The following is a 21,414-nucleotide window of genomic DNA, read 5'->3' on the forward strand; positions in this document are numbered from 1 at the left end:
AGCCGTTAATATTGCGGTAAGCACCGGTTAGGTTTTACTCGGCAACAAAGCTTCGAAACCGGGCCGTCTCTTGTCGGTTGCCGTCGGTTGGGCCGCCCGCCTTTACCGGCCATTAACCCTAACCGGATGATAACGGGCCTCGATCTCCAGCGTTTGCCGCGGTGCAGCGGCGGCCAGTCGAAGGTACATGTCCGGTCATGAAAAGCACTGCTCCCCTGTTCCGTGCGCTGCTCGCCGTGTCATTGCTTGCCGGTTGCTCCAGCTACCGGCCGGCGCCGGCCGCCTTTCACAAGATGCTCGATCATCCCTATCGCCTCGGCGCCGGCGACCGGGTCCGCGTCACCGTGTTCGAGCAGGAAGGATTGACCAACGTCTACAGCGTCGACCAATCCGGCTATCTTTCCATCCCGCTCGTCGGCGCCGTACCGGCGCGCGGCCACACCGCACAGCAACTCGAAGGCGAGATCGCCGACAAATTGCGCCAGGGTTATCTCCGTGATCCGGACGTCTCGGTCGAGATCGACCGCTACCGGCCGATCTTCATCATGGGCGAAGTCGGTGCTGCGGGCCAGTACTCCTATGTTCCCGGCCTGACCGTTCAAAAGGCGATTGCCATCGCCGGCGGTTTCAGCCCGCGCGCCAACCAGGAAAGCGTCGACATCACCCGCGACATCAACGGCAAGGTCATGACCGGTCGCGTTGCCACCTCCGACCCGCTTCTGCCCGGCGATACGGTCTATGTTCGCGAACGCCTGTTCTAGACCACGTGGCGGACACACTCAGGATCGTCCACTGCTTTCGTTCACCTGTCGGAGGGATTTTTCGCCACGTGCGCGACCTGACCGAGGCGCAGGTCGCCGCCGGGCATGCGGTCGGCGTCGTCTGCGATTCGACGACGGGCGGCGACTTCGAGGAACATTTGTTCGAACAGATGAAAGGCACAATGGCGCTCGGCGTCCATCGCACACCGATGCAACGTCATGTCGGACCGGGCGACCTCGCCTCGGCCTGGCGCACATTTGGGATCATCAAGGAATTGCGGCCGGACGTGGTCCACGGGCACGGCGCCAAGGGTGGCGCCTATGCCCGCCTGTTCGGCTCATTGTTGCGGGTATCAAGGTCTCGCGTAGCCCGCCTTTATTCGCCTCACGGCGGCTCTCTTCACTACGACGAGACCACCGCGACGGGGAAGCTGTTCTTCGCGCTCGAGCGGTTCATGGCGCGCTTCACCGACTATCTTCTGTTTGTCTCCGACTATGAAAGGCAGACCTATCGCAGGAAGGTCGGCGAACCGCCAATCCCGAACAACCTTGTCTACAACGGCCTGAGCGCCGCCGAGTTCGAGCCGGTGCGAACCGAGCCGAATGCGGCCGATGCCCTCTATATCGGCATGATGCGCGACCTCAAGGGACCGGACATATTCATCGATGCGCTGGTTCTTGCCGAAGCGCGGCTCGGCCGCCCGGTGAAGGCGGTGATGGTCGGCGACGGCGACGACCTGCCGCGCTACCATGCGCAAGTGAAGCGGCTCGGGCTCGAAGGCCATATGCGTTTCCTGCCGCCGATGCCGGCGCGCGAAGCCTTCGCGCTGGCCGAACTGGTTGTCTTGCCCTCGCGCGCGGAAGCCATGCCCTACATCGTGCTGGAGACGCTCGCCGCCGGCAAATCGATGATCGCCACCGGCGTCGGCGGCATCCCGGAAATCTTTGGCGCCGGTTCCCCTGCCCTGATCCGGCCCGATCCGCGCGAACTCGCCGACAAGATGAACGCGGCGCTGGCCGACCCCAATGCCTATAGCAGGCTGATGCCCGATACCGCCGACCTCAAGGCGCGATTCGGCGCCGATGTGATGGCCGCCGCGATCGAGACGGCCTATTTCGCCGCGCTCAAGCGGTAGCCCCAAAAGGGCGCTGACTTCAAAGTCTCTCCAATTTGTCGTTTCAAGGGTTTCTTAGCTCTCTTTCGCTATTCACTTGAGTGAAGCTTTGCGGATGCATCATGAGCGACTCCGATCCCACACGCGGCTTTTCGAAAGACGCGGTGCGCAATTTCAACGCCTCGGCCGGTGATGATAGCCGCGGCGGGATGAACGACGTCGCCCGTCAGGTCGCGTCGCAATACCGGCGCGACACCATGTCGCCGATCATGGTCAGCGGCGTCTTGCGGATGGTCGAATTGGCACTGCTGTTCCTGTCGGGCCTCTGCATCTATTTTTACTATGTCGGCTTCTTCAACCATCTCGCCTGGCAATATCCGCTGGCGATCGCCGCCGCTTCGTCGCTCGCCGTGGTGCTGCTCGACGTTACCGACTGCTACCAGATCGTCTCGGTTATGCGGCCGCTCGCCAATTTCGGCCGCCTGCTGATGGTCTGGGCCGGCACCTTCGCCTTGATGGCGCTGACGGCATTCGCCATGAAGATGTCGCAAGACTATTCGCGCCTGGTTTTCGGCACCTGGTTCGTCGTCGGCTTCACGCTGATCTTCGGCCTGAGACTGGTGATGTCGAAGCTGATCCGGCGCTGGGCGCGCGACGGGCGCATGGAACGCCGCGCCGTCATCGTCGGCGGCGGCACGGCGGCGGAAGTCCTGATCCGCTCCGTCGAAAAGCAGCCCTACAACGACATCCGCATCTGCGGCATCTTCGACGACCGCGGCGACAAGCGCTCGCCGCCCATCGTCGCCGGCTACCCAAAACTCGGCACCGTTTCCGAGCTCATCGAGTTCGCCCGCATCGCCCGTATCGACATGCTGATCGTGTCGCTGCCGCTGACCGCCGAATCGCGCGTCCTGCAGCTTTTGAAGAAGCTGTGGGTGCTGCCTGTCGACATCCGGCTCTCGGCGCATTCGAACGCGCTGCAATTCCGGCCGCGCGCCTATTCCTACATCGGCTCGGTGCCGATGCTCGACATCTTCGACAGGCCGATCAACGACTGGGATTCGGTCGCCAAGCGCGCCTTCGACATCGTCTTCTCGATCATCGGCATCATCGTGTTCTCGCCGGTCATGCTGGCGACCGCGATCGCCATCAAGCTCGACAGCAAGGGACCGGTGCTGTTCCACCAGAAGCGGCATGGCTTCAACAACGAGATCATCGAGGTCTACAAATTCCGTTCGATGTACACGGACAAGGCGGACCCGACCGCCAAGCAGACGGTGACCAGGAACGACCCGCGCGTCACCCGCGTCGGCCGCTTCATCCGCAAGACCTCGATCGACGAGTTGCCGCAGCTCTTCAATTCGCTTTTCGGTTCGCTGTCGTTGGTCGGCCCGCGCCCGCACGCCATTGCCGCCCAGTCGCACAACCTTCTCTACAATGAGGTGGTCGACGGCTATTTCGCACGCCACAAGGTCAAGCCCGGCGTCACCGGCTGGGCGCAGATCAACGGCTGGCGCGGCGAGATGGACACCAACGAGAAGATCCGCATGCGGACGGAGTACGACCTCTATTATATCGAGAACTGGTCGCTGCTGTTCGATCTGAGGATCCTGTTCCTGACGCCGATCCGGCTGCTCAATACGGAAAATGCCTATTGAGCGCAGTCGCGCATGAACTCTCGCCGGCTGCGGTCAACGCCAAGCTGATCGCGCTGATTGCGTCGAGCGCGGTTTTTCTCGGCGTCTTCCTGTCCGGCTTCGTCATCGCCGAGCCGGCGCCATACGACCTCTACATAGTCGGGCTGATGGCGGTGTGGACCCTGTTCGGCCTGCGCATATCGCGCGCGGCGGCGCCGCTGCTGGTGCTGCTTGTGGTCATGAACATCGGCGGCATGATCGCGATGACTCAGATGTCGGATATTGCCGGCACCCCGCTCTATCTCGCCGTGTCGCTGTTCCTTGCGTTTACCGCGGTGTTCTTCGCCTCGGTGACATCAGACCAGCCAAATCTCTACCGGGTGATCTTCCGGGCCTACGTGATGTCGGCGGTGCTGACGTCGCTGCTTGGGATCGCAGGCTATTTCCATGCCTTCCCGGGGGCGGAGATCTTCACAAAATACGACCGCGCCACAGGCGCGTTCCAGGATCCGAACGTGTTCGGGCCGTTCCTGGTGCTGCCCGGCATCTACCTGCTCCACCTCCTGCTGACCGGCCCGGTCTCACGCATGCCGTTGCTGGCGATGCCGCTGCTGATCATCACTGCCGGCATTTTCTTCTCGTTCTCGCGCGGCGCCTGGGGCATGTTCGGCGTTTCGGCGATCCTGCTCACCGGCGCCCTGTTCCTGCAGAGCGCCAGCGGAAAATTCCGGCTGCGTGTCGTCGTCATGACCATCGCCGCCATCTCGCTGCTGGTCGTTGCGGTGCTCGTCGTCCTGCAGCTGCCGGGCGTCTCGGAAATGTTCTCCAGCCGCGCCCAGCTGGAACAGAGCTACGATACTGCCCGCCTCGGCCGTTTCGCCCGCTATATCTTCGGTTTCCAGATGGCGCTTGAGCATCCGCTCGGCATCGGCCCGCTCGTCTTCGGCACGATTTTCGGCGAAGACACACACGACATCTGGCTAAAAATGCTGATGGACTATGGCTGGCTCGGCTTCGTCTCGTTCCTGACGCTGACCTGCTGGACGATATCAGCCGGCTTCCGCATTCTCCTGCGCGACCGGCCGTGGCAGCCCTACCTTCTGTGCGCCTATGTCGCCTTCATCGGCAATATCGCGCTGGGCACCTTCATCGACATCGATCACTGGCGCCACGTCTATCTGCTGCTCGGGCTGATCTGGGGCGCGATCGCATTGGAATACCGCCATCAGCGGCAGTTGCGGCCGGCGGCCCTGCCTGCGCCGGCGGCATGATGGATTTCTGGGGCAAGCCTAGGTTTTCTGGGGGCAAGTCTAAGTCTTGAAAATGGTCGGAGTGGCCGGATTCGAACCGACGACCCCTTGACCCCCAGTCAAGTGCGCTACCGGGCTGCGCTACACTCCGGACCGGTCGCGATGTATCGTGATAACCCGGTTCGGGTCAACCGAATTCGGCAGCCGTCGCGCCGATGGCCGGCATGGTGGATTTGAAGTTCCTGCCCTGTTGGACGTCGTCAGCATTCAGGAACTTCAAATCCAGAACACACCTCCGCTTGTCTGGCTTGATCCTCTGGCTTCGCTGCTATGAGACGGGTCTTGGATTTTCCACAGATTGTGTCAGCGCGCCCGTATTGATCAGCGCGTTTTCCGGAAGCCGGAGCGCAGAGGCTATTCGCCTAAGCTTCGACAAATCGGCATTCCTGCCGTTCTCGATGTCCGCGATCTCATCGACCGACAGTCCGCACGTCAGGGACAGCTCTTCCATGCTGTATCCCCTGGTTTCTCGGATGGCCTTGAGGGCGCTGTGGTCGGGCGCAGCTTCGGTCGCCGACATTTCGGAAAAAGCTTCGCTTGTTGCTATTTGGGGCATTTGGCAACTCCGTGGATTTAAAGAGTTTGATCAAATCAAGAAGTTGCCTGAGACGGCGCAGAGAATGCCCTCTCAACGGTGATTTGCCAAGCGCCAAAAATGCCGTCACGGCATCGTGATTCCGATCGGCGCAGCCCGGCACAGGCCTCGGCGGCACCGGCACGGGACCGTCATCCCGATCGGGGTCTTTGACTGGCCGATCGCCGAATTGTTCGACGGTTCTGAGCCGCTCCCTTGTTAAGCGGCTGTCGCTGGCGCGTCAGCCGTTTTGAGCGGATCGAATCTCAGCGGCGGGAGCCTGAGCACGCAGAACGCGTCAGGGGGCTGCGAATTTTCTTGAACCGACGCGTGAACCTTTTCTCTCCGGGCCGCACCAACACGGTATGGACGCCACAAAGGCGGTCCCAACCGGAAGGACGCCCTGACGGCGATCCTCGATCCAGAGAAGGAAATGCTCAAATGACCAACATCTCGAACTTCAAGCGCCTGTCGCTCGCCGCTGCCATCGTCGTCTCGGCCTTCGGCTCGATTTCAGTGCCGAGCTCGGCCTTCGCCAACGGCACGCATCCGAGCGGCGGCGGCGCGGTTTGCAAGGGGGCGGGTCACTGTCTGGTGCTGCAGCTCGACTGCAAGGGTACCTACACGGACGCCACCGACTCCAACGGCACCGTCTACGGCAAATGCAGCCAGACGGCACAGGTCAGCCCGAAGAACAAGCTCAAGCTCGCGCGCTGATCGACTTGTTATCAACGAAAATGGCGGCCGTCCGCGCCGCCATTTTCTTGTCTCAACGTGCCGATCTCGATCTCGTTCGCGACGTTTTCTGCTGACGGCTGAGGAACAGGCTGGCGACGAGCCCGACCACAACCAGACCGACAGCGGCCGCTGTCGCAGGATGATCGCGGGCTGTCTTCTCTATCACTCTGCCATGCCTCCTGATCGCGGGCAGAGCGTCACTGAAGCGCTCGGCGAGGTCCGAGTAATAGTCCGACGCGGTGTCACGCCCGTCCTCGTAATAGGCGCTGCCGCGCCTGGAAACGGCTTTCCTCAACGCCGCCAGTTCCCTGGAGAGAGCCGCGACCTGTTTTTCAAGATCGATGTCGGAGAGGGTCGAAAATGGTACCATGACAGGCTTCCTTCTTTTGCGGAAGGAACGCACGATCGCAAAACCGGTTCCGGTTTTGCCGCGACCGATCGGGGCCCAGCGCGCGTCGCATCAGAAGGGATTCATGCGACCCGCTTGAATGCAGTCGTTATCCCAACATGCACTACAGCGCGGCGCGTCCTATCGGAGGCGCAAGGAACGCTGTAGCATTTTTTTAATTTGCGCATTTTTCGGGGTCATGCGCTAGCGCACCTGATCGAGCAGGCGCTTGCATTCCAGAAGGTCGAACAGCGCCTCCTGCAGCAAAGCGCGATTGTCGCGCGAGAGTTTCGACGTGCCCGGCTGCACCGGGCCGTCGTCGTCGGTCTTGCCCAGGCCGAAAAAGCGCCGGCTGGGTTTCACCTTGGGCTCGCCGACCAGCATCTCGTCATCGGCGCCGCGCGGCTGGGCCGCCGGCGTCAGCGGCACCGCATCGGCCTGCCGGCGCTGCGAGATCGCCTCGACGGCCGCCATGTCGCCATTGCCGATGGCGACCAGGAAATGATTGCCGTTCTCGCGCAACAACTTCTGCACACCCTTGATCGTGTATCCCTGATCGTAGAGCATGTGGCGGATGCCCTTGATCAGTTCGACATCCTGCGGCCGGTAGTAGCGACGGCCGCCGCCGCGCTTCATCGGCTTGATCTGGTTGAAACGCGTTTCCCAAAAACGCAGCACATGCTGCGGCAGGTCGAGATCTTCTGCGACCTCACTGATGGTGCGGAAAGCGTCGGGGCTCTTGTCCATGGGCGAAATCCTCACGCTGGAGCATGGTCCCGAAAAGTGGGAATCGGTTTTCGGCCAGGATCATGCTCAACAAAGAGTCATTCCAATCCGGCTTGTTCTGCCGAATCGAGCCTTATTTCAGCGGTTTATGAAACAATATTCAAGCCCGGCGTCAAAGCAGGCGACCGTTTTCAACCGGGCTTTGAAGCGCTGGCGCTATTTGCTGCCCTTGGCCTTGCTGAGCTGGTGCGCGCGCAGAATGCGGTTCTTCAGCACATTCGACGATTTGAAGGTCATCACGCGGCGCGGCAGGATCGGCACTTCCTCGCCGGTTTTGGGGTTGCGCCCGATGCGCTCGTTCTTGGAGCGGACATGGAACGTCGCGAACGACGACAATTTCACCGTCTCGCCGCGAACGATCGCCTCGCAGATCTCGTCCAGAACCGCTTCGACGAGCTCGGCCGATTCAGTACGCGACAGGCCAACCTTGCGATAAACGGCTTCAGCAAGATCGGCGCGCGTAAGTGTCTTTCCCCCCATGCGAACCGTCCCCATCAGCTCAAAAAAACATAACTCTATATAAGCAAAGATAGAGCCTAAGTAATTGATCCGGCAAGGTCAAGGACCGAACCTGTCCGTTCGGCACTTACCAGCGAAGCAGGACCGCGCCCCAGGTGAAGCCGCCGCCCATCGCCTCGATCAGCACCAGATCACCCTTCTTGATGCGGCCGTCGGCGACCGCCACCGACAGAGCCAGCGGCACCGAAGCAGCCGAGGTGTTACCGTGCAAATCGACGGTCACCACCACCTTCTGTTCTGCTATCCCGAGCTTCCTGGCGGAAGCGTCGATAATCCGCTTATTGGCCTGATGCGGCACGAACCAGTCGAGATCTTCAGCGGTGATCCCGGCAGCTGAGAACGTCGCCTCGATGACGTCGGTGATCATGCCGACCGCGTGCTTGAACACTTCGCGGCCTTCCATCCTGAGATGGCCCACCGTTCCGGTGGTCGACGCTCCACCGTCGACGAACAGCTTGTCCTTGTGGGCCCCGTCGGAGCGCAGGCTGGCCGCCAGCACGCCGTGGTCTTCAATGCCGCCCGCCCCCTCGCCTGCTTCCAGCACCATCGCGCCGGCGCCGTCGCCAAACAGCACGCAGGTCGAGCGATCGCTCCAGTCGAGGATGCGCGAAAAGGTTTCGGAGCCGATCACCAGCACGCGTTTGGCCAGGCCGCCGCGGATATAGAGGTCGGCCGTCGTCACCGCGTAGACGAAGCCCGAGCACACCGCCTGCATGTCGAAGGCGAAGCCGTGATGCATGCCGAGCCGGTTCTGGATGTCGACGGCGGTCGCCGGAAAGGTGTTGTTGGGAGTCGAGGTCGCCAGCACGATCAGGTCGATATCGGCCGGCGTCAGGCCGGCATTGTCGAGGGCTGCGCGCGCCGCCGCCTCGCCGAGCGAAGCCGTCGTCTCGTCGTCGGCCGCGATATGGCGCTGGCGGATGCCGGTGCGCTGGGCAATCCATTCGTCTGACGTCTCGACCATGCCTTCGAAATCGGCATTCTTCATGATGCGGCGGGGCAGCGCGGCGCCTGTGCCGCGCACGACTGATCTGATCAAGGCTCTTTCCTATTCCTCTGCGTCGGCAACGACGTCGGATTTCCTGGATGTCTGGGCATGCGGATTGCGCGCATGGAACAGGTCGAGATCGGCTTCGATGCGATCGAGCAGATTGTTGCGCACCATGTCGTAGCCAAGCTCGATCGCCGCCGCGAAGCCGTCCGAATCGGCGCCGCCATGGCTTTTCACCACGACGCCGTTCAGACCCAGGAAAACCCCGCCGTTGGAGCGGCCGACATCCATCTTTTCGCGCAGGCGATCGAAGGCGCCTTTGGCGAATATATAGCCGATCCTGGCCATCAGCGTGCGGTCCATCGCGGCGCGCAGGTAACCGGCGATCTGTCGTACCGTGCCTTCCGCCGTCTTCAGCGCGATGTTGCCGGCAAAGCCTTCGGTGACGACCACGTCGACCGTGCCCTTGCCGATGTCGTCGCCCTCGACGAAACCATGGTAGTTCATCGAGGCCATGTTGGCCTCGCGCAACATGCGGCCCGCCTCCTTGACCTCTTCCTGGCCCTTGATCTCCTCGACGCCGACATTGAGCAGACCGACGCTCGGCCGTTCGATGCCGAAAACCGAGCGCGCCATGCCGGTGCCCAGAATGGCGAAATCAACCAGTTGATGCGCATCCGCGCCGATGGTGGCGCCGACGTCCAGCACCACGCTTTCGCCGCGCAATGTCGGCCAGAGCGCCGCGATCGCCGGACGGTCGATGGTCGCCATGGTGCGGAGGCAGAATCTCGACATCGCCATCAGCGCGCCGGTGTTGCCGGCCGAGATGCAGGCGTCGGCGGTGCCTGCCTTGACCGCCTCGACCGCTTTCCACATCGACGACTTCCAGCGGCCATGGCGCAGCGCCTGGCTGGGCTTGTCGTCCATCCTGACTGCTACCTCGCAGTGGATGAATTCGCTCACTTCCGCCAGCTTGGGCAGCTTTGCGAGTTCGGGGCGCACTGCCTCCTCACGACCATAGATGACGAAGCGGATGTCGGGACGCCGGGTCGCGACCGTCATGAGCGCCGGGATGACCACGCTTGGTCCGTGATCGCCGCCCATGGCATCGATGGAAATCCTGATCACGCGGTGTTCATCTCACAGTTTGCTCGAGCGAGCGCCTGGCGCTGGCAACGGGTTTGGGGCTCGCGAAGGTTCGGCGAAAATAGCGTTTTTGGGCTGCCGCACAACCGGCTTTCTCCGATTGGGTCGGGTTTTCAGGATTTCCCCAGCAGGGAACGCAGCTTTTGCTGGAATTCGCTTTCCGCAGTCCCGGCATCGTCGGCAGCCTCCATCGAAACGCCCTGCTTGCGCGGATAGGGATCGATCGCCAGTCCAAAGAACTGTTCGGCGAGCGCCCCGACATCGATTGAATTGCCGGAAAATGTTTCCGGGCTGTCCGGCCCTTCGGCATCGAGCATTATCTCGCCACCGCCCTCGAAACCCTGCCGCCCGAGCTTCGACTGCTCCGGCAGGAACAGTGCGTCGACCGCCTCGTCGATATGCGCCTCGATCGGGTCCAGGGTGACGATGCAGGCCTGGGTGATATCGGCCTCGACGCGGCCGCTGACCTTGACGCCGTTGCGCTTCCATGGCGCCACCAGCAGTTCGGCGCGGTAGTTCTCGACCGAGAGCAACTCGTGCTCGCCTGCCAGCGCGGCGCGTTGCGCGGCGTCGGCCTCGATCAGCACCGGCAGTCCCTTTTGCGGCAGCCGGGCGACGTTGGCCACGAAGCACACGGGGCTCTGGCGATCGGGGCTCTGGGAATCGGCGTGTTTCATCTTTTCCTTGGATAGGCTTATTTTTCTTAGATAGGCTTGTTTCTTAAATAGGCTTGGCCACGGGGAATGCCACAGCGCCGGAAACAATCGATTCGGTCGGCTGTTCCGCGAGTCGACTGGAGACATCGACGACGTAGCCGGCCAGATGCGTCGCCTGCGGCCAGGTGCCGGCATCGGGCCTGACATTGCGGGCAAGGGCCGCGACGAGTGCGTCAAGGTCGTTTCGTTCCAGCGCATCGTCATAGGCGGCGGTGCGGCCATAGAACATCTTCGCCAGTTTCTTCATGCGCTTCGGCACGCCGACGTCGCCGACGCCGAGTTCCCGCAGCGAATGCTCGACATCCATGAAGAATTCGTCGATCAGCACCTGCGCCACCTCCCCGGCAACACCGCCCTCGCCACGCAGTCGGTGCTGGAACAGGAACATGTGCAGCGACAGCATCTCGAAGCGGCCAAGCGGCGTGTCCGGGACGTTCCAGTCGGAATAAAACACAGTTTGCCGCGCCGCTGCCACGATTTGTGCGTAAAGCGCCTCGGTGATAGCGCGGTTGGCGTGACGTTCGCGACCAAAAAGGCGCTGGAACATTGAGGGTGGTCTCCCGGGGACCGTTTGTTTGAATTGGCCTTGTTGCATCGGCGAGCAAGCTGGTTTACCGGTTTTGCGGCCCAGCGCAAGTTGCGGCCAGCTAATGGAGTTGTAGTTGCGCGCGCTGAAATTCAAGTCGACTTTTCTGTCCAGGTCCGCTTTGTCCAGGTCCGCCGGCGCGGTTTCGCTGCTGGTGGTTGCATCGGCGCTGTCCGCCTGCAACTCGTCGAAAATGATCGGTGATCTCAATCCGAGCGAGACGCTGACGCAGGGCTACGTCATCGACCAGCAGGCGATCGATCTGGTGCCGGTCGGCTCGAGCCGCGAACAGGTGCTTCTGGCGCTCGGCACCCCGTCGACCAAGGCGACTTTCGACAACGAGGCCTTCTACTACATCTCACAGACGCGCAAGCGTTACGTCGCCTTCGACAAGCCGAGGCTGGTCGACCAGAAGGTGCTGGCCGTCTATTTCGGCGAGGACGGGCGCGTTACCCAGATCGCCAATTACGGCCTGAAGGACGGCAAAGTGTTCGACTTCATCTCGCGGACCACGCCGACCGGCGGCAAGGACCGGAACTTCCTCAGCCAGATCATCGGCGGCGCCAGCAAGCTGGCGCCCGGCCTCCCCGGCGGCGGCGGCGGCGCCTCGCCCGGCACCTGATCCTCCTTTTCTTTGCTTCCCCTCTTTTGCTTCCCCTCTTTTGCTTCTGGGGGGAAGCAGCAACATCTCAGGCGACCGAAAACCCGCGGGAGCGATCCTGCGGGTTTTTGTTTTCCTCAGACCATTTCAACGCGAACCTGGACCCGTCACGGACGTCATTGCCCCGACGCTGAATGTCCAAAATTGAACAACCCGCGGGATCGCTCCCGCGGGTTCGGTTGTGGATTTCGGCCCCGGAAGGCCGAGCGGCCTCAGCCGTGCGCGAGCACGGCCAGCAGCAGCAGGGCGACGATGTTGGTGATCTTGATCGCCGGGTTGACTGCCGGACCGGCGGTGTCCTTGTAGGGATCGCCGACCGTGTCGCCGGTCACCGAGGCCTTGTGCGCCTCGGAGCCCTTGAGATGCTTGACGCCGTCCTTGTCGGTAAAGCCGTCCTCGAACGATTTCTTCGCATTGTCCCAGGCGCCGCCGCCAGAGGTCATCGAGATGGCGACGAACAGGCCGTTGACGATGACGCCGAGCAGCGAGGCGCCAAGTGCTGCAAAGGCGGACGCCTTCGAGCCCGAAATCAGCAGCACGCCGAAATAGACGACCAGCGGTGCCAGCACCGGCAGCAGCGACGGAATGATCATTTCCCGGATCGCCGCCTTGGTCAGAAGATCGACGGCACGCGCATAGTTCGGCTTCGAGGTGCCGGCCATGATGCCCGGATCCTCGCGGAACTGCTTGCGCACCTCCTCGACGATGGCGCCCGCCGCACGGCCGACAGCCGTCATGGCGATGCCGCCGAACAGATACGGAATCAGACCGCCGAAGATCAGACCGGCGACGACATAAGGGTTGGAGAGGTCGAAAGAGACTTCGCCCATGCCCTGGAAGTAAGGGTACTTGTCGCCATTGGCGGCAAAGAACTTCAGGTCGTTGGAGTAGGCCGCAAACAGCACCAGCGCGCCGAGGCCGGCCGAACCGATGGCGTAACCCTTGGTCACCGCCTTGGTGGTGTTGCCGACGGCGTCGAGCGCATCGGTCGACTGGCGCACTTCCTTGGGCAAGCCGGCCATTTCGGCAATACCGCCGGCATTGTCGGTGACCGGGCCGAAGGCGTCGAGCGCAACGATCATGCCGGCAAGGCCGAGCATCGTGGTGACTGCGATCGCCGTGCCGTAGAGGCCGGCGAGCTGGTAGGTCGATATGATGCCGCCGACGATGACGATCGCCGGAAGTGCCGTTGATTCCAGCGAGACCGCAAGGCCCTGGATGACGTTGGTGCCGTGACCGGTAACCGAAGCCTGGGCGATGGAGTTCACCGGGCGCTTGTCGGTGCCGGTATAATATTCGGTGATCACCACGATGAGGCCGGTCACCGCGAGACCGATCAGGCCGCAGATGAACAGGTTCGTGCCCGTGATGGCCATGCCGGCGACCGTGCCGATCTCGCCCCAGCCCAGCGTTGCCGAGGTGGCGATGCCGAGGCCGACGATCGACAGCAGGCCGGTGACGATCAGGCCCCTATAGAGCGCGCCCATGATCGAGCCGTTGGAGCCGAGCTTGACGAAGAAGGTGCCGACGATGGAGGTCAGGATGCAGGCGCCGCAGATGGCCAGCGGATAGAGCATCGTGGCGCTGAGAACGGCGGTGCCGCCGAAGAAGATGGCGGCGAGGACCATGGTGGCGACCACGGTCACCGCATAGGTCTCGAACAGGTCGGCGGCCATGCCGGCGCAGTCGCCGACATTGTCGCCGACATTATCGGCGATGGTGGCCGGGTTGCGCGGATCGTCTTCGGGAATGCCGGCTTCGACCTTGCCGACGAGATCGCCGCCGACGTCGGCGCCCTTGGTGAAGATGCCGCCGCCGAGTCGGGCGAAGATCGAGATCAGCGAGGCGCCGAAGCCGAGCGAAACCAGCGAGTCGATGACGACGCGGTCGTTAGGCTGGAGGCCCATGAATTGGGTGAGGATCAGGTAGTAGATCGAGACGCCGAGCAGGGCCAGGCCAGCGACCAGCATGCCGGTGATGGCGCCCGACTTGAAGGCGATCTCGAGGCCGGCTGCGAGGCTGTTGGAAGCCGCCTGCGCGGTGCGGACATTGGCGCGCACCGAGACGTGCATGCCGATGAATCCGGCTGCGCCCGACAGAACGGCGCCGATCAGGAAGCCGATGGCGGCGGTGATCGAAAGCAGCCACCAGGCGAGCAGCAGGACCACGACGCCGACGATCGCGATGGTGGTGTACTGGCGCGCCAGATAGGCCTGGGCGCCTTCGCGGATGGCCGCGGAAATTTCCTGCATGCGTGCATTGCCCTGATCGGCCGCGAGGACCGATTTTGTCGCCCAGATGGCGTAAAGGACTGAAAGCAGACCGCAGGCGATGACAGCTAAAATTATGGTCATTGCCGGATTTTCCTCGATTGATGACCCAAAAGAACCCCTCCCTGGGCCGTTGAGACGGGGAGCGGATTCCGCGCGCGGAATCCGCTCCCCTCGCATCGGCTTATGCGAAACAGGGGTGCGAACGTCAAGATATTGTTCGGTTTTTGCCCGGCTTTCGCCCAAAAGCCTCTCGGTAGAGCCGCTCTTTCACTTCAGTCCCCCGGCCGGGTCATGGAAATCGCTGTCGGAATCCATTTCTGCCGAGATGAGCGAAGGCGATATCTGAGTTTTGTCGACTACGCCGTCTCCTGCCCCATGCGGCGTGCCGTGTAGCGCTCGATCGTCGACAGCCCGTCATAGATCAGCACAGCAAGGGCGGCGACGATCAGGCCGCCCTGCAGGACGAAGGCGAGATTGTTGGACAACAGACCGGCGATGATCACCTCGCCGAGCGTCCTGGCCGCCACGGTCGAGCCGATCGTCGCGGTGGCGAGGCTGATGACCACCGAAAGCCGGATACCGCCGAGAATGATCGGCGCGCTGAGCGGCAGCTCGACCTTGACCAGCCTTTGCCAACCGGTCATGCCGGCGCCGCGCGCCGCCTCGACCACATTGGCCGGCAGCGTCGTCAGCCCGGTCAGCGCGTTCTCGAAGATCGGCAGCAGGCCATAGAGAAACAGCGCGATCAGTGTCGGCTTCTCGCCGAAGCCGACGGCCGGCACGGCCAGCGCCAGCACCGCCACCGGCGGAAAGGTCTGGCCGATGTTGACCAGGCTGCGCGACAGCGGCAGGAATTCGACGCCCGCCGGCCGAGTGACCAGGATGGCGAGCGCCACGGCAACGATGGTTGCCGCCACCGTCGCGATCAGCACGGTCCTCAGGTGCAGCAGCGTCAGCGTCAACAGGCTGCCCTGGTTGTAGATTGCCGGCGCGTTGCTCTCGGTCAGCGGCTTCAGCAGCGGCTCGAACCAACCCGGATTGGTCACGAACGCAATGAGCAGCACCACCAGGGCAAGCCTGAGCAACGACGGAAGCCAGGCTTTTACACCGGCCTCTTTCATGTCGGCCTCGCCGCGCGTTTCACCAGCCCGTCCACGGTCACGCGGCCGAGCGGCTTGCCGTCGGCGCCTGTCACCGGCAGCGCCGGGCGTCCCGACCAGAGGAGTTCGGCCAGGGCATCGCGCTGGCTGGTGTCGGCGGGGATCGCCTCGCCTTCGGCGGCGCCCGTCTCCACGGCGTCGCGCACCCGACCGAGCGACAGCAGCCTGAACGGTTTTTCGCTGGCGCCGACCAGGGTCTCGACGAAGGCGCTGGCCGGCTTCGCCAGGATCTCGGCGGGCCTGGCATATTGCACCAGCTTGCCGGCATCCATCACCGCGATCTTGTCGCCCATATGCACTGCCTCTTCCATGTCATGGGTGACGAGGATGATGGTGGTGCCGAAGCGCTTCTGGATCGCCAAAAGGTCCTCCTGCGCCTTGTTGCGGATGATCGGGTCGAGCGCGCCGAAAGGCTCGTCCATCAACAGCACGTTCGGCTCCGCGGCAAGCGCCCTGGCGACGCCGACGCGCTGTTGCTGGCCGCCGGAGAGCTCGTGCGGATAGCGTGGCCCGAACGCTTGGGGATCGAGCTGGTAGAGCGTCATCAACTCGTCGACGCGGCGCTTGATGCGGGCCGCGTCCCAGCCGAGCAGCACTGGCACGGTGGCGATGTTCTGCGCCACCGTGCGATGCGGAAACAGCCCATGGCCCTGGATGGCGTAGCCGATGCTGCGGCGCAGTTCGTAGCCGGGCAGCGAGCGGTTGTCGGCACCGTCGAGCCTGATCACACCGGCGGTCGGCTCGACCAGCCGGTTGATCATGCGCAGCAGCGTCGTCTTGCCGGAGCCGGAGGTGCCGACGATGACGGCGATGGTGCGCGGCTCGATCACCATCGACACGTCGTCGACGACGGTCGTCGCGTCATAGCGCTTGCTAATGCCTTCGATCTCGATCATGCCGGTTGTGCCTCGCGTCGCCTGGTGGAGGTCATTTCGATCACCGCGTCGAGGATGATGGCGGCAGCAAAGGCCAGAGCCACCGTCGGCACGGCGCCGAGCAGAACCAGGTCCATCGCCGTCTGGCCGACGCCCTGGAACACGAACACGCCAAAACCGCCACCGCCGATCAGCGCGGCAATGGTGGCAAGGCCGATGTTCTGGACCAGCACGATGCGGATGCCGGTGAGGATCACCGGGAAGGCCAGTGGAAACTCGACGCTGAACAGGCGCTGGCGCTCGGTCATGCCCATGCCGCGTGCGGCATCGTTGGCGGCGCGCGGAACGCCGGCAAGACCGACCACGGTGTTGGCCACCACCGGCAGCAGCGAATAGAGGAACAGGGCGACGAAGGCGGGCGCGGTGCCGATGCCGCGAACGCCGAGGGAGGCCGCGCCGGGCACGTGCGTGGCGACCCAGCCGAGCGGCGCGATCAACAGGCCGAACAGCGCGATCGAGGGAATGGTCTGGATGATGTTCAGCACGTTGAGCACGCCGGCCCGCAATTTTTCGACGCGGTGGCAGAGGATGCCAAGCGGCAGGCCTGCTATCACCGCCGCCGCCAGCGAGCCCAGCGCCAGCGTCACATGCTTGGAGCCTTCGGCCCAAAAACTGTCGGCACGGTTGGCATATTCCTTGAGGATCGACAGACTGTTCCAACTGCCCGAGACGAGCAGCATGCCGATCGCCGCTGCCGTGACGACGAGCACGGCGATCCGCGCCGATGGCGACAGGTTCAGCCTCGTCAGCCCATCGGCGAGCAAAAGCGTAAAGGCGAAGATGAGCAGCCAGAAACCCGAAGCCGGCGAGATGCGGGCGAAGCTATTGCCCTCAGGCGTCAGGAAGCCGCCGGCGACGCCGATCAGCAGCGCCAGTGCCGCAAGCGCGACCACGCTGGCGGCAAGGCGCAGGATGAGTGGCGTTTTCAGCAAGGCGACGACCGCCGCGACGACGACGACTGCAAGCAGCAGCGGCCCCAGCGTCGGCGGCAGCGCTTCAAGAATCGAGCGCGCCTCGCCTGGCACGATGCGATTGGCGCGCAAGGTGGCAAAGGGCGCCGCGAAGGCGGCATAGGCAACGATCGCGGCGATGACCACGCCGAGCTTGTCGAAGCGGGTGGTCATGGCGCGCCTCGCACCGGCGTCACGATTTCAGGAACGGCCTACTTCAAAAACCCGTTCTTCTTCAAAAAGTCTTCGGCGACGCCCTTGACCGGCTCGCCGCCGACCTGGACGCGGCCGTTCAGTTCCTGCAGGGTGACGAGGTCGAGCTTGGCGAAGACCGGCTTCAGCAGCGTCTCGATTTCGGGATGCTGCTTCAGCACCGCCTCGCGGATGATCGGCGCCGGCTGGTAGACCGGCTGCACGCCCTTGTCGTCTTCGAGCACGACCAGGCCGGACGGCGCGATGCCGCCGTCGGTGCCGTAGACCATGGCGGCATTGGCGCCGTTGGTCTGGTTCGCCGCAGCGGCGATGGTCGCCGCCGTATCGCCGCCGGAGAGCGTGATCAGCTGGTCCGGCTCAAGCGTGAAGCCATAGGTGGTCTGGAAGGCCGGCAGCGCGGCAGCCGAATTGACGAATTCGGCCGAGGCCGCCAGCACCACCTGGCCGCCGCCGGAGACATATTTGCCGAAGTCGGACAGCGTCGCCAGCTTGTTGGTCTCGGCGACATCCTTGCGCAGCGCAATCGCCCAGGTGTTGTTGGCCGGCGACGGCGACAGCCAGACGATCTTGTTGGCGTCGTAGTCCAGCTTCTTGGCCGTTTCATAGCCCTTGGCGGCATCCTTCCACACCGGATCGTCGGCCTTTTCGAAGAAGAAGGCCGCATTGCCGGTGTATTCCGGATAGATGTCGATCTCGCCGGCGGTGATCGCCTTGCGCACCACAGGGGTGCCGCCGAGCTGGATGCGGTCGGTGGTCTGGATGTTGTTGGCGTTCAGCACCAGCTGGATGATGTTACCGAGCACGCCGCCTTCGGTGTCGATCTTCGACGACACGACCACCTGAGCGTTCGCCGAGGCTGCGGCGATGCCGAGCGCCAGTGCCGCGCCGGCCAGAACCTTGACTGAAAACATTTCAAAAATCCCTTGCTGAGAACCGGATTACGGCTGCCGCATATGAGCATGGCTTCAATGCCCCGTCGGGGCACACGGTTTCATAAGAAGGGGGATGGGGGCAATAATTTTGTTCGGATGCCGGTGAATCCGCGGCTGTCACATGTCAGCTGGTCGGCCGCGCGGTCATCTTCAGCACGCCCAGCGCCACGAAGCACAGCACTGTCACCGGGAAGATGATCCAGTTCAGCATCTCCCAGCCCCAGGCGTTGTAGACCGCGCCCGACATCAGCGAGGCGAAGGCGACGGAGCCGAACAGGACGAAATCGTGAAAACCCTGGACCTTGGCCTTTTCGGATGGCCGGTAGCTGTCGGCGACCATGGCGGTGGCGCCGATGAAGCCGAAATTCCAGCCAAGGCCGAGCAGGATCAGCGCCGTCCAGAACTGCCACAGGGCCAGGCCCGACAGCGCCACCACGGCGCAGCCGATCAGCAGCACAAGGCCGGTTGCGACGATCCGTTCGGCGCCGAAGCGATAAATCAGCGAGCCGGTAAAGAAGCTCGGCGCGAACATCGCCATGACATGCCAGGAAATGCCAAGCGTGGCGTCGTCCGTTGACAGGCCGCAGCCGACCATGGCGAGCGGCGCGCCGGTCATGACGAAGCTCATCAGCGCATAGCTGCCGACGGCACAAAACAGCGCCGCAACGAAACGCGGCCTGGTGACGATCTCGGCGAGCGGCCGCGCGTCGCTGTCGGCGATTTCCGCTTTGCCCGTCGCCTTGGCCGGGATGCGCAGCAACGACAGGATGGCAGCGCCAACCGCCGCCAGCACCAGGATGGAGGCAAACGAGCCGGCAAACATCACCGGCGCAAACAATTCGCGGGTGAAGATGACGATCTGCGGCCCAAGGATGGCGGTGACGATGCCGCCGGCCAGCACGAAGGAGATGGCGCGCGCCTTGAATTCAGGCGGCGCGTTGTCGGCGGCGGCGAAGCGGAATTGCTGGACAAAGGCGCCGCCGATGCCGATCACCAGCAGGCCGAAGGCGAACAGCCAAAAGCTGGCCTGGAACAGCGCCAGCGTGGCGACCAGACCGCCGAGCGCGGTGACGATCGTGCCGGTCATGAAGCCGTCGCGCTGGCCGAGCCAGCGGATGATGGCTGCGGCCGGCAGGGCGCCGAGCGCCACGCCGACGTTGAAGCCGGTGATCGGCGCCGTCGCCAGCGACTTGTCGGTTCCGAGCAGATAGTGCCCGGCCAACCCACCCACGGAAATGGCGATGGGTGCTGCCGAGCCGATGATCGCCTGCGAAGCGGCAAGGATGAGCGCCGTGCGGCGCGCTTCCCTGCCGGCCTCAGCGATATGGATGGCCGTCATGAAGCGTCCTTGCCACGCCCTTCGCCGCGCACCCGGCGCGACACGCGATCGAGCACCGCGTTGACCAGCTTCGGCTCGTCTTCTTCGTAGAACGCCTTGGCGATATCGACATATTCCGAGACGATGACAGCCACCGGCACGTCCTCGCGCTTCATCAGCTCGTAGACGCCGGCGCGTAATATGGCGCGCAGCGTCGAATCGAGCCTGGACAACGGCCAGTCCTCGGTCAGCGCCTGGCGGATGATCGGATCGATGGTCTTCTGGTTCTCGACGACGCCGGTCAGGATGGCGCGAAACCATTGCGCGTCGGCTTCGCGATAGAGCGCGCCGTCGACTTCCTTGCCGAGCCTGAACGCCTCGTATTCGGCGGTGATCTCGAAGACGCCGCTGCCGGCCACATCCATCTGGTAGAGCGCCTGCACGGCGGCCAGACGGGCAGCACCGCGCTTGTTGGCGTGGCGCACCGCGGGCTGGCCGGGCGATGCGGGTTCGCTCACGATCGCTCTCCCAACTGTTGCTTGAGGGCGATCATGGTCAGCGCCGCACGCGCCGCAAAGCCGCCCTTGTCGCCTTCCGAACGCCTGGCCCGCGTCCAGGCCTGCTCGTCGTTTTCGGTGGTCAGGATGCCGTTGCCGATGCAGACCGCTTCCTGGACGGACAGGTCCATCAGGGCACGGCTCGATTCATTGGCGACGATGTCGAAATGATAGGTGTCGCCGCGCACGATGGTGCCGAGGGCGACAAAGCCGTCATAGTTCGGCCCGCCTTCGGCGGCGCCGTCGAGGGCGAAGGAAATCACTGCGGGAATTTCGAGCGAGCCCGGAACGGTGACGACGTCGTATGTCGCGCCTGCTTCCTCGAGCGCGCTTGTCGCGCCTTCGAGCAGCGCGTCGGCAAGGTCGTCATGGAAGCGTGCCTCGATGACAAGAAGGTGGGCCTTCTTCTTCGGGCGAATGAACGCTTTGCCGTGTTGGGATGTGCCAGCCATAGATGTCTCCGGGATCGCCGGTGACTTAGGCCGAAGCCGGTTTGATCGCAAGCAGAAGATTGGTGGAGATGCGCGACAGTCCCTATCGATCCTCTCGCGTGTGCCACAGGCGGAGCACATAGATGGTCGATTTCTGGATCTCGTAACGCATTTCGTAGTTGCCTACCAGAGTGCGGCGAACTTCGCGTGGTTCGAACTCTTCCAGTCTTTCACCGATGCGCGGATGTTCAGTCAGCCGGACGGGAGCGGCAGTCAGAGATTGCACCACGCGTGCGGCTGCCTGGCTGTTCACCAGCGCGAGAAAATCACGAAGCCGCACCAAATCGGATAGAGCCTTGCTGGTCCACTTCAATTCCATCAACGTGGTGCCGGCAGCGGCTTTTCCTTGTCAAGGCTATCGGCCCATGCCTGCACGGCTTGGTGGTCGACAACATGCCCGGAATCCACATCGGCCAGCGCTTCGAGCGTGAGCCGCCGGCGCTCCTCCTCCATATCAACCCAAGCGGAAAGGGCTTGCTTGACGATCCAGCCCCGCGGACGCTCAAGACGGGCTGCGAGTTGGTCTACCTTTTCTGCGAGTGGCAGGGGGACATGCGCGGTAATCACTTTGGTGTCCATTGGAAAGCCTCACCTAATTGAACCTAATCATAATGATTAATCGTGATTAAGTCGAGGCTGGAATGCTCTTCGATAGTT

At 63.2% G+C, this 21,414-nt stretch carries 24 protein-coding genes and 1 tRNA gene; 6 read left to right on the plus strand and 19 right to left on the minus strand.

From position 1 onward, the window contains the following. Positions 1 to 197 precede the first annotated feature (197 nt). From BQ8794_RS01045 to BQ8794_RS01060, 4 genes are all read left to right on the plus strand, one after another. Entirely contained in the window at positions 198 to 761 is a 564-nt protein-coding gene (locus tag BQ8794_RS01045) for a polysaccharide biosynthesis/export family protein (protein ID WP_077371840.1), read from the plus strand. Between the two features lie 5 nt (positions 762 to 766). After that, positions 767 to 1,897: a glycosyltransferase family 4 protein gene (locus BQ8794_RS01050; RefSeq protein WP_077371843.1), complete on the plus strand. Its 1,131-nt coding sequence runs from the start codon at positions 767 to 769 to the stop codon at positions 1,895 to 1,897. Positions 1,898 to 1,998: 101 nt separating this feature from the next. Beyond that, complete coding sequence (locus BQ8794_RS01055) at positions 1,999 to 3,534, plus strand: undecaprenyl-phosphate glucose phosphotransferase (protein ID WP_077371846.1); 1,536 nt, start codon at positions 1,999 to 2,001, stop codon at positions 3,532 to 3,534. Further along, a complete protein-coding gene (locus BQ8794_RS01060) occupies positions 3,531 to 4,784 on the plus strand; it encodes an O-antigen ligase family protein (RefSeq protein ID WP_077371848.1) in 1,254 nt (417 codons plus the stop codon). Before BQ8794_RS01055 ends, BQ8794_RS01060 begins: the two co-directional genes overlap by 4 nt. 53 nt (positions 4,785 to 4,837) lie before the next feature. Here the strand turns inward: BQ8794_RS01060 and BQ8794_RS01065 are convergent. Together BQ8794_RS01065 and BQ8794_RS01070 are read right to left on the minus strand one after the other, a co-directional pair. Continuing rightward, positions 4,838 to 4,914, minus strand: a tRNA-Pro gene (locus tag BQ8794_RS01065). A gap of 177 nt (positions 4,915 to 5,091) precedes the next feature. Next, positions 5,092 to 5,379, minus strand: a complete 288-nt coding sequence (locus tag BQ8794_RS01070) for a helix-turn-helix domain-containing protein (protein WP_077371851.1) — start codon at positions 5,377 to 5,379, stop codon at positions 5,092 to 5,094. A 459-nt stretch (positions 5,380 to 5,838) separates the two neighbouring features. Between BQ8794_RS01070 and BQ8794_RS01075 the strand changes: the two genes are divergently transcribed. Then, on the plus strand, positions 5,839 to 6,114 hold the full coding sequence (locus tag BQ8794_RS01075) for a hypothetical protein (protein WP_077371854.1): 276 nt from the start codon (positions 5,839 to 5,841) through the stop codon (positions 6,112 to 6,114). A gap of 52 nt (positions 6,115 to 6,166) precedes the next feature. Here the strand turns inward: BQ8794_RS01075 and BQ8794_RS01080 are convergent, their stop codons facing one another. The 7 genes from BQ8794_RS01080 to BQ8794_RS01110 form a co-directional block, all read right to left on the minus strand. Next, on the minus strand, positions 6,167 to 6,505 hold the full coding sequence (locus BQ8794_RS01080; RefSeq protein WP_077371857.1) for a hypothetical protein: 339 nt from the start codon (positions 6,503 to 6,505) through the stop codon (positions 6,167 to 6,169). 222 nt (positions 6,506 to 6,727) lie between these two features. Then, complete coding sequence (locus BQ8794_RS01085) at positions 6,728 to 7,270, minus strand: MerR family transcriptional regulator (RefSeq protein ID WP_077371860.1); 543 nt, start codon at positions 7,268 to 7,270, stop codon at positions 6,728 to 6,730. A 195-nt stretch (positions 7,271 to 7,465) separates the two neighbouring features. Next, on the minus strand, positions 7,466 to 7,789 hold the full coding sequence (locus BQ8794_RS01090) for an integration host factor subunit alpha (protein ID WP_077371863.1): 324 nt from the start codon (positions 7,787 to 7,789) through the stop codon (positions 7,466 to 7,468). Positions 7,790 to 7,895: 106 nt separating this feature from the next. Further along, a complete protein-coding gene (locus tag BQ8794_RS01095; protein WP_077371865.1) occupies positions 7,896 to 8,867 on the minus strand; it encodes a beta-ketoacyl-ACP synthase III in 972 nt (323 codons plus the stop codon). Positions 8,868 to 8,876: 9 nt separating this feature from the next. Beyond that, positions 8,877 to 9,947, minus strand: a complete 1,071-nt coding sequence (gene plsX / locus BQ8794_RS01100) for a phosphate acyltransferase PlsX (RefSeq protein WP_077371868.1) — start codon at positions 9,945 to 9,947, stop codon at positions 8,877 to 8,879. A 131-nt stretch (positions 9,948 to 10,078) separates the two neighbouring features. Further along, the gene (locus BQ8794_RS01105) at positions 10,079 to 10,642 is read right to left on the minus strand and encodes a YceD family protein (protein ID WP_077371871.1); all 564 of its coding nucleotides are present in this window, start codon (positions 10,640 to 10,642) and stop codon (positions 10,079 to 10,081) included. 43 nt (positions 10,643 to 10,685) lie between these two features. Next, a complete protein-coding gene (locus tag BQ8794_RS01110) occupies positions 10,686 to 11,228 on the minus strand; it encodes a ubiquinol-cytochrome C chaperone family protein (RefSeq protein WP_077371874.1) in 543 nt (180 codons plus the stop codon). 115 nt (positions 11,229 to 11,343) lie between these two features. Here BQ8794_RS01110 and BQ8794_RS01115 point away from each other — a divergent pair, with 115 nt between their 5' ends. After that, complete coding sequence (locus BQ8794_RS01115) at positions 11,344 to 11,889, plus strand: outer membrane protein assembly factor BamE (RefSeq protein WP_077371877.1); 546 nt, start codon at positions 11,344 to 11,346, stop codon at positions 11,887 to 11,889. Positions 11,890 to 12,140: 251 nt separating this feature from the next. On the opposite strand, the gene BQ8794_RS01120 is transcribed toward BQ8794_RS01115, so the two are convergent. The 10 genes from BQ8794_RS01120 to BQ8794_RS01165 all read right to left on the minus strand — a co-directional run bounded on the left by BQ8794_RS01120 (position 12,141) and on the right by BQ8794_RS01165 (position 21,336). Then, on the minus strand, positions 12,141 to 14,282 hold the full coding sequence (locus BQ8794_RS01120; protein WP_077371880.1) for a sodium-translocating pyrophosphatase: 2,142 nt from the start codon (positions 14,280 to 14,282) through the stop codon (positions 12,141 to 12,143). Between the two features lie 275 nt (positions 14,283 to 14,557). After that, a complete protein-coding gene (locus BQ8794_RS01125) occupies positions 14,558 to 15,322 on the minus strand; it encodes an ABC transporter permease (protein ID WP_077371883.1) in 765 nt (254 codons plus the stop codon). Continuing rightward, positions 15,319 to 16,257, minus strand: coding sequence for an ABC transporter ATP-binding protein (locus BQ8794_RS01130; RefSeq protein WP_077371886.1), 939 nt, complete (start codon positions 16,255 to 16,257; stop codon positions 15,319 to 15,321). The genes BQ8794_RS01125 and BQ8794_RS01130 overlap by 4 nt, the downstream gene beginning before the upstream one ends. Continuing rightward, positions 16,254 to 17,420, minus strand: coding sequence for an ABC transporter permease (locus BQ8794_RS01135; protein ID WP_077371888.1), 1,167 nt, complete (start codon positions 17,418 to 17,420; stop codon positions 16,254 to 16,256). Before BQ8794_RS01135 ends, BQ8794_RS01130 begins: the two co-directional genes overlap by 4 nt. Positions 17,421 to 17,458: 38 nt before the next feature. Beyond that, positions 17,459 to 18,370, minus strand: coding sequence for a glycine betaine ABC transporter substrate-binding protein OsmF (gene osmF / locus BQ8794_RS01140; RefSeq protein WP_077371891.1), 912 nt, complete (start codon positions 18,368 to 18,370; stop codon positions 17,459 to 17,461). Positions 18,371 to 18,515: 145 nt separating this feature from the next. Then, positions 18,516 to 19,730, minus strand: a complete 1,215-nt coding sequence (locus tag BQ8794_RS01145; protein ID WP_077371894.1) for an MFS transporter — start codon at positions 19,728 to 19,730, stop codon at positions 18,516 to 18,518. Next, positions 19,727 to 20,227 carry a transcription antitermination factor NusB gene (gene nusB / locus BQ8794_RS01150; protein ID WP_077371897.1) on the minus strand — a complete coding sequence of 167 codons (501 nt, stop codon included), beginning with the start codon at positions 20,225 to 20,227 and terminating at the stop codon, positions 19,727 to 19,729. Before nusB ends, BQ8794_RS01145 begins: the two co-directional genes overlap by 4 nt. Beyond that, positions 20,224 to 20,718, minus strand: a complete 495-nt coding sequence (gene ribH / locus BQ8794_RS01155; protein ID WP_077371900.1) for a 6,7-dimethyl-8-ribityllumazine synthase — start codon at positions 20,716 to 20,718, stop codon at positions 20,224 to 20,226. Before ribH ends, nusB begins: the two co-directional genes overlap by 4 nt. 82 nt (positions 20,719 to 20,800) lie before the next feature. Then, the gene (locus BQ8794_RS01160) at positions 20,801 to 21,076 is read right to left on the minus strand and encodes a type II toxin-antitoxin system RelE/ParE family toxin (RefSeq protein WP_077371903.1); all 276 of its coding nucleotides are present in this window, start codon (positions 21,074 to 21,076) and stop codon (positions 20,801 to 20,803) included. Then, a complete protein-coding gene (locus BQ8794_RS01165) occupies positions 21,076 to 21,336 on the minus strand; it encodes a CopG family ribbon-helix-helix protein (protein ID WP_077371906.1) in 261 nt (86 codons plus the stop codon). Before BQ8794_RS01165 ends, BQ8794_RS01160 begins: the two co-directional genes overlap by 1 nt. Positions 21,337 to 21,414 lie beyond the last annotated feature (78 nt).

The organism is Mesorhizobium prunaredense (assembly GCF_900156895.1).
GTDB classification, from domain to species: Bacteria; Pseudomonadota; Alphaproteobacteria; order Rhizobiales; family Rhizobiaceae; genus Mesorhizobium; species Mesorhizobium prunaredense.

Excerpts from the sequence above, each read along its gene's own strand:
- BQ8794_RS01145 (WP_077371894.1), bottom strand. The coding sequence starts at position 19,730 with ATGACGGCCATCCATATCGCTGAGGCCGGCAGGGAAGCGCGCCGCACG.
- BQ8794_RS01120 (WP_077371880.1), bottom strand. The coding sequence starts at position 14,282 with ATGACCATAATTTTAGCTGTCATCGCCTGCGGTCTGCTTTCAGTCCTT.
- BQ8794_RS01080 (WP_077371857.1), bottom strand. The coding sequence starts at position 6,505 with ATGGTACCATTTTCGACCCTCTCCGACATCGATCTTGAAAAACAGGTC.
- BQ8794_RS01110 (WP_077371874.1), bottom strand. The coding sequence starts at position 11,228 with ATGTTCCAGCGCCTTTTTGGTCGCGAACGTCACGCCAACCGCGCTATC.
- BQ8794_RS01105 (WP_077371871.1), bottom strand. The coding sequence starts at position 10,642 with ATGAAACACGCCGATTCCCAGAGCCCCGATCGCCAGAGCCCCGTGTGC.
- BQ8794_RS01055 (WP_077371846.1), top strand. The coding sequence starts at position 1,999 with ATGAGCGACTCCGATCCCACACGCGGCTTTTCGAAAGACGCGGTGCGC.
- BQ8794_RS01045 (WP_077371840.1), top strand. The coding sequence starts at position 198 with ATGAAAAGCACTGCTCCCCTGTTCCGTGCGCTGCTCGCCGTGTCATTG.
- BQ8794_RS01090 (WP_077371863.1), bottom strand. The coding sequence starts at position 7,789 with ATGGGGGGAAAGACACTTACGCGCGCCGATCTTGCTGAAGCCGTTTAT.
- ribH (WP_077371900.1), bottom strand. The coding sequence starts at position 20,718 with ATGGCTGGCACATCCCAACACGGCAAAGCGTTCATTCGCCCGAAGAAG.
- BQ8794_RS01070 (WP_077371851.1), bottom strand. The coding sequence starts at position 5,379 with ATGCCCCAAATAGCAACAAGCGAAGCTTTTTCCGAAATGTCGGCGACC.
- osmF (WP_077371891.1), bottom strand. The coding sequence starts at position 18,370 with ATGTTTTCAGTCAAGGTTCTGGCCGGCGCGGCACTGGCGCTCGGCATC.
- BQ8794_RS01130 (WP_077371886.1), bottom strand. The coding sequence starts at position 16,257 with ATGATCGAGATCGAAGGCATTAGCAAGCGCTATGACGCGACGACCGTC.
- BQ8794_RS01125 (WP_077371883.1), bottom strand. The coding sequence starts at position 15,322 with ATGAAAGAGGCCGGTGTAAAAGCCTGGCTTCCGTCGTTGCTCAGGCTT.
- BQ8794_RS01135 (WP_077371888.1), bottom strand. The coding sequence starts at position 17,420 with ATGACCACCCGCTTCGACAAGCTCGGCGTGGTCATCGCCGCGATCGTT.
- BQ8794_RS01075 (WP_077371854.1), top strand. The coding sequence starts at position 5,839 with ATGACCAACATCTCGAACTTCAAGCGCCTGTCGCTCGCCGCTGCCATC.
- BQ8794_RS01160 (WP_077371903.1), bottom strand. The coding sequence starts at position 21,076 with ATGGAATTGAAGTGGACCAGCAAGGCTCTATCCGATTTGGTGCGGCTT.
- BQ8794_RS01085 (WP_077371860.1), bottom strand. The coding sequence starts at position 7,270 with ATGGACAAGAGCCCCGACGCTTTCCGCACCATCAGTGAGGTCGCAGAA.
- BQ8794_RS01165 (WP_077371906.1), bottom strand. The coding sequence starts at position 21,336 with ATGGACACCAAAGTGATTACCGCGCATGTCCCCCTGCCACTCGCAGAA.